This window comes from Terriglobia bacterium (assembly GCA_020072815.1).
Taxonomy (GTDB): domain Bacteria; phylum Acidobacteriota; class Terriglobia; order Terriglobales; family Acidobacteriaceae; genus Angelobacter.
Window position 1 is genome coordinate 171,183 of record JAIQGE010000005.1, and the last position, 15,164, is coordinate 186,346.

The following is a 15,164-nucleotide window of genomic DNA, read 5'->3' on the forward strand; positions in this document are numbered from 1 at the left end:
TATGAAGATCGTAACCGCCGCGGAAATGCGGGAGATTGACCGCCTTACCACCGAACAGTACGGCGTGCCTTCCCTCACGCTCATGGAGAACGCGGGGACGGCCGTGGCGGAGTTCGCGCAGAAGCATTTTGATTTCAATTACGTTTGCGTGGTCTGCGGCAAAGGCAACAACGGCGGTGACGGCTTGGTCGCCGCGCGCAAGCTGCAGGAAGCGGGAAAGAAAGTTGCCGTCATCATTCTGGCGAAGTCCTCTGACGAACTGCGCGGCGACGCCGCTGAAGTGTTCAAGACGTTGCCGATGAAGCCTCTGTGGGTTGCTGAAGAGTCTGACTTCGAGAGGCCCGAAGTTCAATCGGAACTCAAGTCTGAACTAATCCTTGATGCCATCGTCGGCACGGGTTTCAAGTCGCCGCTACAAGGGCTGGGTCGCAAAGCTGTAGAAGTTATCAATCAGGCTGCTTCACCGGTGCTGGCAATAGATATTCCATCGGGTGCTTACTCCGATAGCTTTTTGCCCGCCAGGGCCCAGGGACTCATGGCCAAAGCTGACGCGGTCGTCACTTTTACTGCTCCCAAGCCGGTACACGTCTTTGGTGACCTCACGTCAGGGCCGATTGCCGTGGTTTCGATCGGCACAGAGTGGAAAATCGTCGAACAAGTCGCAGTAAGCTTGAAACTTCATGCGACCTTCAGCGGGCACGTAACTTCTTTTTTTCTTCCGCGCGAAGTTGACGCTCACAAGGGTAACTTCGGGCACATCCTGGTGATTGGCGGTTCGGTCGGCAAAGCAGGAGCTGCCGCGATGGCGGGGCTCGCTGCTCTCAGAACGGGTGCGGGTCTGGTGACCGTGGCGTCCCCCAAGTCCGTACAGCCCACCGTCGCCTCGTTTGCTCCGGAGTTCATGACCGACGCACTGCCAGAGACTTCTGAAGGCACCGTATGCTCCCAGGCGTTATCTCAATTGAAGAAACTCGCCGAGGGGAAAGATGTGATCGTTCTCGGGCCAGGGCTTTCGCACAACTCTGAAACTGCGGACACAATTCGTCAGCTTCTGCCTGAGTTAAGCACACCAGTCGTCCTCGATGCCGACGGCCTCAATGCTTTTGAAGGCCACACTGACCAACTCCGCAACGAGTCTGGCCTGATTCTTACCCCGCACCCCGGAGAAATGGCCAGAATTGCTGGCTCTCCGGTGGGCGAAGGCGCAGAGTCCCGTCTCAAGGTGGTGCGCGAGATCGCCCACAGGCACGATGCTATCGTGGTTCTGAAAGGTCATCGCACGCTGACCGCGTCAAAGAATGGGCAAGTATGGGTGAATACCTCCGGCAATCCCGGTATGGCCAAAGGCGGTTCCGGCGATGTACTCTCCGGAATAATCGCGGCCACTCTTCTCTTTCGAATGAACGACCGTGGATTCATGTTAGGTTCACAGTCGGAAGAAGTAAAGGAGCTCCTTCGACGCCGCGACGCGGGAGATCAAGATGCGCAACAGGCCATCGATGAGTTCTCCGCGAATGCCATTTACGGCTGGGTGGCTACGATCGTCTCAAGCGCCGTCTATCTCCACGGCCTGGCCGGTGACATCGCCCGCGATTTGTACGGCGAGAATTCCATGATCGCCACGGACATGATCAACTGTCTGGGCGAAGCCTTTGACGTTTGCGAACATGAAGCCCACGGCAAGTTCGCCTACCTCCAAAGATAAAAAGACAAAAATGAAGATGAAATCCTTCACCACCCACTCCGCCGACGAGACCACCGAACTCGGGCGCAAGCTGGCCGGTGAACTCAAGCCTGGCAGCATTGTCCTGCTGCGCGGCGATCTGGGAGCAGGGAAGACCACGCTGGTCAAAGGCATTGCGGAGGGTTTTCACGCCGCAGAAGCCGAGGCCGTCACCAGCCCCACATTCACGCTCATCCACGAATATCGCGGCCCGGAGGTTACGGTCTTCCATATTGATCTCTATCGTATTGACACGCAGCGCCAACTGGACACGCTGGCCCTCGACGACCTGATGGAGCCCAATACCATCCTGCTCATCGAATGGGGAGAGAAGTTTCCGCGCTTCGCCCAAGAGCGCGACGTGGAGATAGCGATTGAGCATAAGGGTGGAGATGACCGACTCATAAAAATCGGGTGATCGATAAATCTGGCGATTCGGAATTTCACTTAGCCGGATATCAGCAGAGGCTAAGCCGGATCTACGGGAACTGCATGCTGACGGTGCCTGATTCCGAGCACGTGCCCTGGGTTGAGGTATAGGTGCCGGTAAAGAAGTCGCCGCCGAAGGCGAGGGGGGCAAAATCACCCTGCAGGATTGTCTTGCCCGTGGTTCCCGGCTGGCTGTTGTCCAGAATCAACTGGCTTCCCGCGCCGATGAGAAGCGAAGCCGGGTCAACCGTGGCCGCGCTGAAACAGGTGCCGCCCGTGATGGTTGCGGTGCCGGTCCCGGAGAATAATCCATGAGCATCAGGGCCGGTCTGCGTGAGCGCCATGCTCATCTGCGAGGCCGTTCCACCAGTCGAGGTAAAAGTCGCGCGCCAAATGCCGGTCAAAACCAATGTGTTGACGATGGCGCCCCCCCGAGGCGGGGCCGGCACAACCGGCGCCGGTAATAGAGTAGGTTCCGTCAAGTAAGCTCGGATGGACTGCCGGATGAGAGAGGCTGAAATTTAGGATCTGTCCGCTCGGCAACGTCAGACCAAGTTCGACGGGGAAATCCGGGGCGTCGCTCAGGGAGCCGGTCACCGGAATGTCAGTGCTGAAAGAAAAACAGGACGGCATCGTAATATGCATAATGCCGGAGACGCTGCGGCCGTTCTGCGCCAGGTTGCCGTTCAATCTCCAAATCGTGGCGGAGTTGGTATTTGAGGTGGCATTGATCTGATAAGCTCGGATAGCAGTGGTGGTGGAGGTGTTGTTTCCTCCGCCGCATCCAGCCATTGCCAGAGAAAGCAAAAGTAATATGCATAACTGCGAATGATGGATGCGTTTCATGGAGTAACTCCTTCCAGGAAAGCCGCGACGCCAAGGATAAAACCTCATACGTGGATCTTATTCTGCTTCTAGTGCTAACTACCATTGCAAATCTTATCAAAACTCTTCCAAACTACATACATAGCTAGAAACCCAGCCGAGTAAGATGCGACTGAGGGGCGCTGCTTTGGGGCCAAGGCTACGCGTTGGTCGAGCAATTGACACTGGACAAGGCGCTGCCATTGCGTGGGTCGGCCAGAAATAGAAGCAAACATCAGGAGCGAGTCATGTTCAAAATGAATGATCGGCGGCCAGTTGTTGCGTTGATTGTCCTCGGAACGGCGCTGTGGGCCTCCGTCGCAGCAGCGCAACAGGAAGATGCCGGCAAATCAGGGAGCAAGGAAAAGGCCAAGCCTGCGGTGATGGTCCCGGCGCCGGTTCCGGCGCAAATCCGTTCGGCAAAGAGAGTCTTTATTGCTTACGCCGGCGGAGACAGCAACGCCGACTATGCCAGATACAGTGGATCGGCCACACGGACCTACGATCAGTTCTATGCGGCCATGAAAACCTGGGGACACTACGAACTGGCGTCCAACCCCGCCGACGCCGAACTGGTGTTTGAGATATCTTTCGCGGAGCCCCAAGCAAGGGTGAGCGGCGGCAGTTCTTTTCCAGACCCGCACTTTAAACTGGCCATCGTTGATGTCCGGACCCGCATCTTGTTATGGACCGTCACCGAACACATTGATGTTGCGATGTTGCAGGAAAACCGTGACAAGAACTTTGATCAAGCCCTGGTGGACCTCGTCAACGACGTCTCCACGCTGGCTGGGCAACCCCCGGCCATCGTTGTGAAAAGGAAAAAAGATGCGCCTCCGTGGCAACCAACGCCCTACTAGCGGAGACTGTGGGACCCGCGCCGGCGCAGTTGCCACAGCCGCCATCTTAAGCGCAGCGTTGCCGGCTTCAGAAGGAGAGCAATCATGTTGAAAATCGTCAAGCCGGCAATCGCTGGTGTAATTCTTGCAATTGTGTTGACTGCAATGCAGGCCGTGGAGGGGCAAACACAACCGCCGAATCCGGCGCAAGTTTCGCAAGCTCCGGTTCCGGCACAGATATTCTCGGCAAAAAAAGTGTTCATCTCCAACGTCGGCGGCGACGTTGACATTTCGCCCGACCACTACAGCGGAGGTCCTGACCGCGCGTACAACCAGTTTTATGCCGCCATCAAGAACTGGGGACGATATGAACCAGTATTAACTCCTGCCGACGCTGAACTGATTTTTGAGCTCCACTTTGACGCTCCCATACGCGTTAACGAATCTGGCCAGACCTGGAGTCGTCCCCAATTTCGCTTGCTGATCACGGACGTAAAGACCCGTGCTGTGCTTTGGTCCTTTACCGAATATCTCCCAACTCGCGGAGCCACGCACGATCAGAGTTTCGATCGCGGCCTGGTGGCCCTGGTCAACGATGTGGCCAAATTGGCCGGCCAACCTCCGGCCATATCGACTGAAGAGCCCCGGAAGAAAGAGGCCAAGCAGACTGACGCCCGAGAATAGGAAAGACCGTACTGACGGATAGTAAACTGCGGCGCGGTTATTCGGCTCCGGTTTTTGGCGTGTTCTTCAGCGTCATCACCACCAGCCACACGCCGTTCAGCACGAACAGCACTGCCGCCGGAACCAGGTACTTCATGACCGGCCAGCGGTGAAAGGCGCACCACACCGCCCCGCTGACGATCAGCAGATTTACAACAACGTAAATGGCAAAGATTGTGCCGCGTGACATGCTGTGCTCAAAATCCCTGATCTTAGAAGCCTTGATCTTAAAAACCCATGATGTTGTAGCCGCAGTCCACGTAGAGCGTTTCACCGGTGATCGCCGAGCTCATGTCAGAGCACAGGAACAACGCCGTATCGCCAACTTCCTTTACGTCCACGTTGCGCTTCAGCGGCGCGTGTTCGGCGTGGTTCTTGAGCATCTGTATGAAATCGCCTACACCGCGCGCGGCCAGGGTCTTGATGGGCCCGGCGGAGATGGCGTTCACGCGAATCTTCTTCGGCCCCAGGCTGTTGGCCAGGTAGCGCACGGTGGCTTCCAGTGATGCCTTGGCCACGCCCATCACGTTGTAGCCGGGAACCACCTTTTCCGCGCCGAAATAACTCAGCGTGATCACCGAGCCGCCTTCGCTCATCAGAGGCGCTGCGGCACGTGTGACGGCGATGAGCGAATAGACGCTGACGTCGTGCGCGATGCGGAAACCTTCGCGGCTGGTGTTCAGGAAGTCGCCTTTCATGTCTTCTGCGGGCGCGTAAGCCACGCAGTGGGCCAGGGCATCCAGACGGCCGAAGCGGGCCTTGAGCTGGGCGAAGAGTTGTTCAATCTCCGCGTCGTTCGCCACGTCGCATTGGAAAGCCTCGGCCCCCGGCAGGGAAGTGATCAGGTCATGGGCTTCCTGCTTCAGTCGCTCGTTCTGGTAGGTGATGGCCAGCTTGGCGCCGGCTTCACTCAAGCCCTGGGCAATCGCCCAGGCGATGCTCCGTTTGTTCGCGACTCCAAAGATAACGGCGTTTTTGCCCTGCATGCTCAGCATAGTGGTCAGTCCCCTCGCAAAGAAACTAGCAAGGATAACAGGAAGCATGTGATTCGTGCCTTGGCGGTCCCGGCTCGCCACGGCGGCCCCTGATTCGGCGCTGCGTCCGAAGCTGGTAAGACTTCAGGCCCGTGCGCGCAACCCTGGGAAATCAAGCGGGAATTAGCTTGATCAATCCGAAACACAAAAACATATAGACAAAACGGGTTGCTGGTTCTAACATTCTGTGCACTTTTTCAAGCAGCCTGGGAGCCGGGCTGTAATTTGCGGAATTATTGTGTTCAAAATTCGCCGAGTGCTGAATTTGACTCACCGGCCGTGATCGCCCAAGAGGAGGCAACCGCTATGGGCTTGTCTAGACGTGAGTTTTTCAAAGTTGGAACCGGCAGCGCCGCCGCGCTACTTTTAGGGTTTGACGCCAAACCGGTCCTTGCGCAAGCGAAAGAACTAAAAATCGCTCGCACCACGGAAACCCGCTCCACCTGTCCTTATTGTTCGGTGAGCTGCGGAGTCATCATCCACACTCTCGGCGATAAAGCCAAGAACGTAACGCCCCAGGTGGTACATGTGGAAGGTGATCCTGACCATCCCATCAACCGCGGGACCCTCTGTCCCAAAGGCGCATCGCTCTACCAGGAAATCCTCAATAAGCGCCGGCTGCTGACGCCAGAGGTGCGGCGCCCTGGCTCGGACAAGTGGGAGCCCATCGAATGGGGCAAAGCCATTGATGAGATTGCCCGCCACATCAAGAAGACCCGCGACGAAACCTTCGTGGAGAAGAACGCGGACGGCAAGACGCTGAACCGCTGCGAAGGCTTCGCGTTCAATGGTGGTTGCACCGACACCAACGAATTCAATTACCTGGTGGTAAAGACGATGCGAAGTATGGGCGTCGTCTACATGGAAAACCAGGCCCGTGTTTGACATGGCCCCACGGTCTCAAGTTTGGGACCAACTTTCGGGCGCGGCGCAATGACCAATGGCTGGGTTGACATCAAGAACACTGACATGATGTTGATCATGGGCGGCAACCCGGCGGAAAACCATCCCTGCGGTTTCAAGTGGGTGGTGGAAGCCAGAAAAGTCCGCAATGCCGGACTGGTGGTGGTGGATCCGCGCTTCCAGCGCACGGCGTCTCAGGCGGACATCTTCTGCCAGATTCGCGCGGGTACAGACGTTGCTTTCCTGGGCGGCCTGATCAATTTCGCCATCCAGAACAACCGCTTTGCCAAGGAATACGTCACCAATTACACCAACGCGGCCCTCATCATCAAGAAGGGCTTCAAGCTGCCGGAAGACGGGCTGTTCTCCGGTTACGATCCCGCGGCCGGAAAGTATGACGTTTCTTCCTGGAACTATGAAGAGGGTGGAAACGTGACCGGCACGGCGGCTGCTGCCATTGCCGCCGGCGACGGCCCCATGACCGCCGAGGAAGCTGCCAAGCAAGCCGCCGCCAAGGCCGCTGCTCCGCCACCCAAGGTTGTGGCTGTGGCCGGCAAACCTGCTCCGCCGCCACCGCCCCTGGGTCTTCCGCCCAACACCGCGTATGACACGTCTCTTGAACATCCCCGCTGCGTTTTCCAGCTGATGAAGAAACACTTCTCCCGCTACACGCCGGAGATGGTCTCCAAAATCACTGGTATTCAGCCGGAGCAATTCAAGAAAGCCGCGGAACTGTTGACCTCCATCCGCAAAGATGGCGACACCAAGAAAGTCGGCACCATCATTTACTCGGTGGGCTGGACGCAGCACAGCAATGGCGCGCAGATCATTCGCACTGCGGCCATGTATCAACTGCTCATGGGCAACGTGGGACGCGCCGGTGGCGGCGTGAACGCCCTGCGCGGCCACTCCAACATCCAGGGCGCAACCGATATGGCCGGCATCTTTGACATTCTGCCCGGCTATCTCAAGGTGCCAATCCCCGCGGATGCTGACTGGGCGTCGTACCTCAAGCGCACAACCCCGACCACGGCCAAACCCAAGGAGTGGGACTCGTTCAACTACTGGTCCAACACTCCCAAGTTTGCCGTTTCCTTGATGAAGGCCCTGTACGGAGACGCCGCCAAGAAGGAAAACGACTGGGCTTTCAACTATCTCCCCAGAATCGGCGACAAGCGGTTCTCCTGGACCGACCAGTGGGAAGCCATGCACCAGGGCAAACTTAAAGGCCTGATTGCCTTTGGCATGAATGGCGTGGCCATTGGACCCAACTCCCAGAAGAACATTGATGCTTTGAAGAAAGCTGAATGGCTGGTGGTCTGCGAGATCTATCCGGAGGAAACCGCCGAATTCTGGCAATCTCCGGGAATCTCTAAAGACGATATGGCCAAAATCAAGACTGAGGTCTACCGTCTGCCCGGCGCAGGCTTCGCTGAGAAGGACGGCACCTTCGTCAACTCGGCGCGCTGGCTGCAGTGGAAGTGGGCCGCATTGCCCACTCCGGGAGACGCGCGGCTCGATCACGCCATCCTGGCCAGCATCTTCCTCAAGGTCCGCGAACTGTATCAGAAGGAGAAAGACGATCCCAAGACCAAGTTCCCGGACCCCATCCTGAATCTGACCTGGGCTTACAGCAATCCGGCCAGCCCGTCGCTCACCGAGATCGCCAAGGAGATCAACGGAAAAGCGCTGGCTGATCTGCATGATGAAAAACAGACGCCCACGGATTGGAAAGCCGGCCAACAGCTTCCCGGCTTTGCCTGGCTGAAAGACGATGGCACCACGTCCTGCGGCAACTGGCTGTACTGCGGTTCCTGGCCGGACGCCGGTTCCAACACGCAACGTCGCAACCCAGACGATCCTTCCGGCCTTGGCATCCACCCCACCTGGGGTTGGTCATGGCCGATGAATCGCCGCGTCATGTACAACCGCGCCTCCTGCAACCTGGAAGGCAAACCCTGGGATCCCAGCCGCAAGCAGGTCTGGTTCAATGAGGCCAATGGGAAATGGGCCGGCAATGACGTCCCCGACTTCAAGCCGGATTCCAATCCCAAAGACCACATGGGCCCGTTCATCATGACTCCAGAAGGCCTGGCCCGCTTCTTTGTGCCGCTGGCCGGACTGGCCGATGGTCCGTTCCCTGAGCACTACGAGCCCACAGAGAGCCCGGTTGACAACCCGCTGCATGCCAAGCAGTCCACCAGTCCGGTGGTGAAGAAGTTCAAGACCGACGTGGACGCCAAGCAGTACGGTACCAAGGACAAGTTCCCGTACGTTTGCACCACGTACCGGCTGACCGAGCACTACCACTACTGGACCAAGAACAATCCCATGAACATCCAGCTGGTTCCTGAGCCGTTCGTGGAAATTCCACACGAACTGGCGAAGAACCTTGGAATCAAAGGCGGCGACAAGGTCAAAGTCAGCTCAGCCCGTGGCGTTTACCACTGCAAGGCCATGGTGACCCACCGGATCAAGCCGATGCAGATTGATGGAAAGGAGACTTTCCAGGTCGGAATACCCATTCACTGGGGCTACAAGGGGCTTGGCGACGGCCGTCCTGAAAACGAACGCGGCGGCGCCAACATCTTGTCCCCCACAGTCGTTGATCCCAACGCATTCACCCCGGAGTTTAAAGGCTTCCTGGTGAACATCGAGAAAGCCTAAGGAGCGCGCCATGAGCAATGGAACATTGGAAGTGAAAGCAATTTCCGGCCATCGCGGCGGCACGCCCGGAAAAGGCGTTTCCCGCGACTACGACGTGTGCAAGCTGGTGGACACCACCACTTGCATCGGTTGCAAAGCCTGCGAGGTGGCTTGCCTGGAGTGGAACGGTTACGACTTCCGCGAAACCACCTTCGCTGATACCTATCAGACCATGCCGGATACGGCGTGGAATTTCTGGAACCTGATCCGCTTTGACGAGCGTCCCAGCGACGATGGCACCATGCAATGGCTCATGCGCAAAGACCAGTGCATGCATTGCGCTGAGCCGGGCTGCCTGGTCGCTTGCCCTGCCGATGGCGCCATCGTGCAATACAGCAACGGCATTGTGGACTTCAACCAGGAACACTGCATCGGCTGCCAGTATTGCGTCACCGGCTGCCCGTTCAATATTCCTAAATTCAATGCGGAAACCAAGAAAGTCTATAAGTGCACCTTGTGTTCTGACCGCGTAGGCGCCGGGCTGGAACCGGCTTGCATCAAATCGTGTCCCACCGGCTGCCTGCACTTTGGCAGCAAGGAAGACATGCTGTTTGAAGCCAACAAACGCGTGACCCAGCTCCACGACAAAACGTCCTGGAAGAAGGCCGGCATCTATGATCCAGACGGCGTAGGCGGCACCCACGTGATCTATGTGCTGGGCGATGCCACGCGGCCTGAGGACTACGGCGGGCTGCCTGCCAATCCCACGGTCCCGTTCTTCGTCAAGATGTGGAAAGGCCCGCTCAAGTGGTTGGGCGGAATCGCCATGGGACTGGGCGTCGCTGCCCTGTTCGGCCACTACGTTCGTTACGGACCGAAACCCCTGGATGGAGCCGATGGAGGGAGCAAACAATGAGCAGCAACATTGTTGTCCGTCACGGAACTGATCTTCGCGCCGACGAGGTTGTCCGCTATACCCTCAAGGAGCGTATGTGCCACTGGATCTCAGGAGTGTCTTATCTATACCTCCTGTTCACCGGAATGGCCCTTTTCACGCCTTACATGTACTGGATTGCCATCGTGCTGGGCGGCGGAGCCACCATCCGCTTCTGGCATCCCTGGGCCGGATTGATCTTCACCGCCAGCTTGCTGTGGATGCAAAACATGTGGGGCGGGGACATGAAGGTCACCGACGATGACCGCAAATGGAGCAAGACGATTGAGGCCTACGTCACCAACCGCGATGAACAGGTGGCCCCAGCCGGGCACTTCAATCACGGTCAGAAACAGTTCTACTGGGTCATGTTCATCGGCGGGATGGTCCTTCTGATTACCGGCGTGGTCATGTGGTTCCCGGAACTGATGCCGCGTGGCGCCCACTGGGTGCTGTCGCTGGTGGTTTTTCTCCATTGCGTCGGCGCGCTGGCCACCATCGGCGGGTTCATGATCCACGTCTACATGGGCTTGTTCTTCGTCTCCGGCGGTCTCCACGGGATTTTGTGGGGACGGGTGCCGGCGAGTTGGGCCAAAGCGCATCACCGGCTCTGGTACGACAAAGTCGCGGGGAGCGACCGCGACCGCGTATCAACGAAGTAAAGGAGCCGTTTGAAGTCTTCCTGGGACCTCCGCATTGCGCGGGCAGGCGAGCTGATAGAGAAGAATTCTACAGTCTCTGAAATGCTGAAGTTTTATCAGCAGCTTGCCCGCTTTCAAAAGTCCATCCATCACGATCTTGCTTCCGCCGGCGAGCATGACGCTTCCATGCTCATGCCGTATTTTTCTCCGCTGCTTTCACTGGTCAAGCAGTCCGGTTCTCCGGCGTTGCAGCAGGCCGCTGACGCGCTGGAGAAGGAAACCCCGCAGAGCCGCCTGGAACTGGTGCAGAGCATCTGGCAGCAGGAGCCCGAGAGCCGCGACCTGGCCCCCGAATTCGCTTTCTTCGCCAAGGCCCTCCTGCAGCCATATGCTGAGTTTCTATCGGAGAGAACGGCCGCCGTGGAAACCGACTCGGGACAGGTAAGGTGCCCGTTTTGCGCCTCGGCCCCGCAGTTTGCCGTCTTGCGGCCGGAGGGCGATGGAGGAAAACGCTCCCTGGTATGCTCGCTCTGTTTCAAGGAGTGGACGTTTCGCCGTCTGGTGTGTCCGGGTTGCGGCGAAGAGAACAAAGACAAATTGCCGGTGTTTATCGCTGAGGACTTCAACTTCATCCGCGTTGAAGCCTGCGACACCTGTCACACTTACATCAAGTCTTTTGATCTAACCAAGGACGGCCGCGTGGTCCCGGTGGTGGACGAACTGGCGTCGGTTTCGCTCAACCTCTGGGCCGCGGAACACAAGTATCAGAAGCTTGCCCCGAACTTGTTTGGTGTTTGACCGCCCTCCGTTTGCGGAAGCTGATCTTTCGCCATACTCAAGCCCCGGAGTGCCCCGCGGCAGTTCCGCCGGCCGCGCCGGCGTCGGCCATCGCGTGAACAGAATTGCGCAGGCTCCGCAGCCGGAGCGCCAAGCCCACCATGGCTGCGCCGTTGACCAGAGCATACCCGCCAGTCCAGTTCAGCACCTCGGAAACCTCAGTCAGGCCGCCAAAAAAGAGAAACACGGCAAACGCCACTGAAGCCACGCCTCCCGCCATCAGCAGCCATTCGTCCAGTAAGTGTCTGCGCAAGCGCACGCTGATGGCGATCTCCAGCAGCCCGACGATCGCTGCCGTCGCGGCGATGATGCGGACAACGTGCCATAGCGTCAATCCCGGCGCCAGCAACAGAACCAGTCCGGCCGCGGTAACCGCGATGCCGTCGGCCAGCAGCAGTCCCAGGCCGCGTTTGCGCTCCGCGCCACGCAGGGCGGCAAGGATGGTAGCCATGCCGCACACCGAGGCAAACAGGCCAAACAGCACGGTCAAACCAGTAAGTGCTACCGCCTTCAGGAAAAGTGTGGACAAGAAAGGCTGAAACACAAAGACAAAAACGGCAAACGCCAGCGCGAAGCCGCCACGGATTGCCAGCAGCCACCAATTGTTGATCAGGAGGCGGATCATAAGGAATCGGCTCCTCTTCTGCCGCGATTCCAGCGAGTCGTGGCGATGCCATTTCAGTGTGCGCCTGTGGCAGCGCCTAGGCTGTGACCAGCATCACCGGAGAAGTCCCAGGCATGGGCCTCTCCCGCCGATTGACCCTGCCGGGCGTCACGTCAGCGGCAACACCGCCGTCACCACGCCATCTTCCGGAGGAGAAAACTGGAAGCCCATCCGGGCGAACATGTCTTTCATCCCGTAATTGTCGGAGAGGGTCACGCCTTCCAGGGCGGAAATACCTTCTTTGCGCGCGATATGGATCATCCGATCCAGCAGGTGCGTGCCCAGACCGCGGTTCTGGAAGTGGTCGGCGATCAGGAACGCGACTTCAGCGCTGCTATCGGAATGCTTACGGATCATGCGCGCCACGCCGGCGATGCGGCGGGCCCCGGCTTCATCGTTGTACTCCGCCACCAGCGCGATCTCGCGATCGTAGTCAATAAAGCACTTGGTGAACAACCGCTCGTGGGTGGTCCTCACGTCCACCTTCAGAGGCAAGAAGAAGCGCAGGTAAACGCTGGTTTCAGAGAGCTGATGATGGAAGTCCACCATGAGCGACTCATCGTCCGGCCGGATAGGACGCAGCGTAAACATGGTTCCTTCGCTTTCCCAGGTGGAAACATACTGGCTGGGATAGGGCCGTATCGCCGGACGCGGCAACTGAGCGTCTTTCACCGTGGCCGGATGCAGGATCACGCGCGCGTCGAGCGCCAGGATGCCTTCCGGCCCGGCCAGCAGCGGATTGATCTCAATGTCGGCAATGCGCGGGTTCTCCACCACCAGTTCGCTGAAGCGCACCAGCAGCTCCTCCAGCTTTTCCAGGTCCACGGGTTTGTTGCCGCGGACGCCCTTCAGCGCCCGCAGAATCTTTGTGTGTTCCATCATGCGGCGCGCCAGCGTGGTGGTGAGCGGAGGCAGAGCATGGGCCAGGTCGCGCAGCACTTCCACCAATTGGCCGCCCATGCCGAACACCATCACCGGGCCGAATTGCGGGTCCGTGGAGCTGCCCAGAATCAGCTCGCAACCGCCGCTGGTGTTGATCATCGGCTGCACGGTCACGCCCTGGAAGCTGTTGTCACGGCTAAACTCACTTTCAATTTTGGCGAATGCCGCGCGCACGGCCTCGGCGTTTTGCAGGTTCAGCTGGACGCCCCCGCGGTCAGACTTGTGGGTGACTTTTTCCGAATGCAGCTTGACCACGACAGGGAAGCCGATGGCGTCCGCCGCCTTCGCTGCCTCATCTGCGGTGAGAGCAAGTTTTGATGCTGTAACCGGCAGCTCATAGGCTGCCAGGATCTGGCGGGATTCGTGCTCCGTGAGCAGGGTGCGGTTCTTGCTCAGCGCCTCCGCGATGATGCCGGCCACGCGTTTGGGGCCGTCTTCGGGCAGATCGCCGGTGAACTCCGGTGCTTCATAAAGCGCTTGCAGGTTGGACGTGTAGCGCCACATGTAAGCGAAGCAGCGGGCGGCGGCGTCAGGGTACTCGAACGTTGGAATCTTGGCGTCATTCAGCACGTTGGCCGCAAGTTGCATGCGGGAGCCGCCCATCCAACTGGCCAGCAGCGGCTTCTTGGTGCCATCCGCCGTGTGGCTGAGAATCGTAGCAGCCGTTTCCGGCTCGGTCATGCCTTGCGGCGCCAGAATGGAAAGTACGGCATCGCAGCCGGGATCGCGCGCCACAATACCCACCGCCTTGGCATAAACTTCCGGACCCGAGTCCCCCAGCGTGTCCACCGGATTCGAGTGGCTCCAGGCCTGGGGCAGCAGCTTATTGAGCTCTTCCTTGGTTTCCGCGGAAATCTCTGCCAGTTGTCCGCCCGCCGCCAACAGGGCGTCGGTGGCCAGCACGCCTGCGCCGCCGGCATTGGTCACCACCGCCAGGCGCGGTCCCTGCGGGCGGGGCTGCTTGCTCAGCACTTCAGCCATGTCAAACAATTCGCCGATGGTGGCCACGCGCAGGATACCGCAACGGCGAAACGCGGCTTCAAAGACTTCATCCGCGCCGGTCATGGCGCCGGTGTGCGACGCCGCGGCCTTGCGCGCCGCTTCCGTGCGGCCCGGCTTGATCACAATGATCGGCTTGCGCAAGGAGACTTCCCGCGCCGCGGAAAGAAATGAGCGCGCGTCGCTGATGGACTCCATGTAGATCAAAATGCTCGAGGTGTAAGCGTCGTCGCCAAAGTGGTAGATCAGGTCGCCCCAGCTCACGTCCAGCATGGAGCCCACGGAGACAAATCCGCTGAAGCCCACGTTTTCCCGGCGGCTCCAGTCCAGAATCGCTGTACACAGCGCGCCGCTCTGGCTCAGGAACGCGATATTGCCGGGCAGAGCGTTGGATTGGGCAAACGTGGCGTTCAGCCCGGTGCGCGGATTCATCACGCCCACGCAGTTGGGTCCCACCAGACGCATGCGGCTGGTGGACAGTATTTCCCGGATCTGGTTTTCCAATTCCTTGCCTGCGGCGCCAGTCTCGGCAAAGCCCGCTGAGATCACCACGGCCCCGCGTACGCCAGCGCCGGCGCACTCCCGCAGGACGTCCGGCACCGTGGCGGCCGGAGTGACGACGATTGCCAGGTCCACGGGCTCGCCGATGGCCGCGATGTTGGGATAACACCGGATCCCCATCACGTTGCTGCGGTGCGGATTGATGGGGAAAATGGTGGCTCCCGGCGGGTGCTCCAGCAGGTTGCGCAATATCGTGCGGCCCACGCTCGCCGGCTTTTCCGTGGCCCCGATCACCGCGATGGTTCGGGGATAGAAAATCGGCGCCAGCGGGCTGGGAGGCCAGGCCGGATTGCCCTGGTCCCGCGCCTGCTTTTCTCTGACAACTTCCGGTTTGATGGTCATCGTGCCCTTAGGTTACTACTTTTGCCTGCGTAGAAAAAAAGGACGCGAGGAAATCTCGCGTCCTTCTTCATGGGGCGCATTGG

The 15,164-nt window shown here is 58.9% G+C and carries 15 protein-coding genes; 9 read left to right on the forward strand and 6 right to left on the reverse strand.

Annotated features, from left to right (window positions below; translation table 11 throughout):
- Position 1: 1 nt before the first annotated feature.
- A complete protein-coding gene (locus tag LAO20_08135; GenBank protein ID MBZ5531385.1) occupies positions 2-1,705 on the forward strand; it encodes an NAD(P)H-hydrate dehydratase in 1,704 nt (567 codons plus the stop codon).
- Positions 1,706-1,715: 10 nt separating this feature from the next.
- Positions 1,716-2,141, forward strand: coding sequence for a tRNA (adenosine(37)-N6)-threonylcarbamoyltransferase complex ATPase subunit type 1 TsaE (gene tsaE, locus LAO20_08140; protein MBZ5531386.1), 426 nt, complete (start codon positions 1,716-1,718; stop codon positions 2,139-2,141).
- 61 nt (positions 2,142-2,202) lie between these two features.
- Here the strand turns inward: tsaE and LAO20_08145 are convergent, their stop codons facing one another.
- Together LAO20_08145 and LAO20_08150 are read right to left on the reverse strand one after the other, a co-directional pair.
- Positions 2,203-2,496, reverse strand: coding sequence for a hypothetical protein (locus LAO20_08145; GenBank protein MBZ5531387.1), 294 nt, complete (start codon positions 2,494-2,496; stop codon positions 2,203-2,205).
- A complete protein-coding gene (locus tag LAO20_08150; protein MBZ5531388.1) occupies positions 2,471-2,998 on the reverse strand; it encodes a hypothetical protein in 528 nt (175 codons plus the stop codon). Before LAO20_08150 ends, LAO20_08145 begins: the two co-directional genes overlap by 26 nt.
- 266 nt (positions 2,999-3,264) lie before the next feature.
- Between LAO20_08150 and LAO20_08155 the strand changes: the two genes are divergently transcribed.
- Both LAO20_08155 and LAO20_08160 read left to right on the forward strand, forming a co-directional pair.
- Entirely contained in the window at positions 3,265-3,876 is a 612-nt protein-coding gene (locus LAO20_08155) for a hypothetical protein (GenBank protein MBZ5531389.1), read from the forward strand.
- A gap of 84 nt (positions 3,877-3,960) precedes the next feature.
- A complete protein-coding gene (locus tag LAO20_08160; GenBank protein MBZ5531390.1) occupies positions 3,961-4,539 on the forward strand; it encodes a hypothetical protein in 579 nt (192 codons plus the stop codon).
- 37 nt (positions 4,540-4,576) lie between these two features.
- Here the strand turns inward: LAO20_08160 and LAO20_08165 are convergent, their stop codons facing one another.
- A complete protein-coding gene (locus LAO20_08165; GenBank protein MBZ5531391.1) occupies positions 4,577-4,768 on the reverse strand; it encodes a hypothetical protein in 192 nt (63 codons plus the stop codon).
- Between the two features lie 37 nt (positions 4,769-4,805).
- Positions 4,806-5,573 carry an enoyl-ACP reductase gene (locus LAO20_08170; GenBank protein ID MBZ5531392.1) on the reverse strand — a complete coding sequence of 256 codons (768 nt, stop codon included), beginning with the start codon at positions 5,571-5,573 and terminating at the stop codon, positions 4,806-4,808.
- Between the two features lie 345 nt (positions 5,574-5,918).
- On the opposite strand from LAO20_08170, the gene LAO20_08175 reads away from it, so the two are divergent.
- The 5 genes from LAO20_08175 (at position 5,919) to LAO20_08195 (ending at position 11,534) form a co-directional block, all read left to right on the forward strand.
- Positions 5,919-6,497: a hypothetical protein gene (locus LAO20_08175; protein ID MBZ5531393.1), complete on the forward strand. Its 579-nt coding sequence runs from the start codon at positions 5,919-5,921 to the stop codon at positions 6,495-6,497.
- Between the two features lie 48 nt (positions 6,498-6,545).
- A complete protein-coding gene (gene fdnG / locus LAO20_08180) occupies positions 6,546-9,182 on the forward strand; it encodes a formate dehydrogenase-N subunit alpha (GenBank protein ID MBZ5531394.1) in 2,637 nt (878 codons plus the stop codon).
- A 10-nt stretch (positions 9,183-9,192) separates the two neighbouring features.
- Positions 9,193-10,077: a formate dehydrogenase subunit beta gene (gene fdxH, locus LAO20_08185; GenBank protein ID MBZ5531395.1), complete on the forward strand. Its 885-nt coding sequence runs from the start codon at positions 9,193-9,195 to the stop codon at positions 10,075-10,077.
- The gene (locus LAO20_08190) at positions 10,074-10,757 is read left to right on the forward strand and encodes a formate dehydrogenase subunit gamma (GenBank protein ID MBZ5531396.1); all 684 of its coding nucleotides are present in this window, start codon (positions 10,074-10,076) and stop codon (positions 10,755-10,757) included. Before fdxH ends, LAO20_08190 begins: the two co-directional genes overlap by 4 nt.
- An 81-nt stretch (positions 10,758-10,838) precedes the next feature.
- Positions 10,839-11,534: a formate dehydrogenase accessory protein FdhE gene (locus tag LAO20_08195; GenBank protein ID MBZ5531397.1), complete on the forward strand. Its 696-nt coding sequence runs from the start codon at positions 10,839-10,841 to the stop codon at positions 11,532-11,534.
- 37 nt (positions 11,535-11,571) lie between these two features.
- On the opposite strand, the gene LAO20_08200 is transcribed toward LAO20_08195, so the two are convergent.
- Both LAO20_08200 and LAO20_08205 read right to left on the reverse strand, forming a co-directional pair.
- On the reverse strand, positions 11,572-12,198 hold the full coding sequence (locus tag LAO20_08200) for a DUF308 domain-containing protein (GenBank protein ID MBZ5531398.1): 627 nt from the start codon (positions 12,196-12,198) through the stop codon (positions 11,572-11,574).
- Between the two features lie 147 nt (positions 12,199-12,345).
- Positions 12,346-15,081 carry a bifunctional acetate--CoA ligase family protein/GNAT family N-acetyltransferase gene (locus tag LAO20_08205; protein MBZ5531399.1) on the reverse strand — a complete coding sequence of 912 codons (2,736 nt, stop codon included), beginning with the start codon at positions 15,079-15,081 and terminating at the stop codon, positions 12,346-12,348.
- Between the last annotated feature and the right edge of the window lie 83 nt (positions 15,082-15,164).

Excerpts from the sequence above, each read along its gene's own strand:
- LAO20_08135 (MBZ5531385.1), top strand. The coding sequence starts at position 2 with ATGAAGATCGTAACCGCCGCGGAAATGCGGGAGATTGACCGCCTTACC.
- tsaE (MBZ5531386.1), top strand. The coding sequence starts at position 1,716 with ATGAAGATGAAATCCTTCACCACCCACTCCGCCGACGAGACCACCGAA.
- LAO20_08145 (MBZ5531387.1), bottom strand. The coding sequence starts at position 2,496 with ATGGCGCTCACGCAGACCGGCCCTGATGCTCATGGATTATTCTCCGGG.
- LAO20_08150 (MBZ5531388.1), bottom strand. The coding sequence starts at position 2,998 with ATGAAACGCATCCATCATTCGCAGTTATGCATATTACTTTTGCTTTCT.
- LAO20_08155 (MBZ5531389.1), top strand. The coding sequence starts at position 3,265 with ATGTTCAAAATGAATGATCGGCGGCCAGTTGTTGCGTTGATTGTCCTC.
- LAO20_08160 (MBZ5531390.1), top strand. The coding sequence starts at position 3,961 with ATGTTGAAAATCGTCAAGCCGGCAATCGCTGGTGTAATTCTTGCAATT.
- LAO20_08165 (MBZ5531391.1), bottom strand. The coding sequence starts at position 4,768 with ATGTCACGCGGCACAATCTTTGCCATTTACGTTGTTGTAAATCTGCTG.
- LAO20_08170 (MBZ5531392.1), bottom strand. The coding sequence starts at position 5,573 with ATGCTGAGCATGCAGGGCAAAAACGCCGTTATCTTTGGAGTCGCGAAC.
- LAO20_08175 (MBZ5531393.1), top strand. The coding sequence starts at position 5,919 with ATGGGCTTGTCTAGACGTGAGTTTTTCAAAGTTGGAACCGGCAGCGCC.
- fdnG (MBZ5531394.1), top strand. The coding sequence starts at position 6,546 with ATGACCAATGGCTGGGTTGACATCAAGAACACTGACATGATGTTGATC.
- fdxH (MBZ5531395.1), top strand. The coding sequence starts at position 9,193 with ATGAGCAATGGAACATTGGAAGTGAAAGCAATTTCCGGCCATCGCGGC.
- LAO20_08190 (MBZ5531396.1), top strand. The coding sequence starts at position 10,074 with ATGAGCAGCAACATTGTTGTCCGTCACGGAACTGATCTTCGCGCCGAC.
- LAO20_08195 (MBZ5531397.1), top strand. The coding sequence starts at position 10,839 with ATGCTGAAGTTTTATCAGCAGCTTGCCCGCTTTCAAAAGTCCATCCAT.
- LAO20_08200 (MBZ5531398.1), bottom strand. The coding sequence starts at position 12,198 with ATGATCCGCCTCCTGATCAACAATTGGTGGCTGCTGGCAATCCGTGGC.
- LAO20_08205 (MBZ5531399.1), bottom strand. The coding sequence starts at position 15,081 with ATGACCATCAAACCGGAAGTTGTCAGAGAAAAGCAGGCGCGGGACCAG.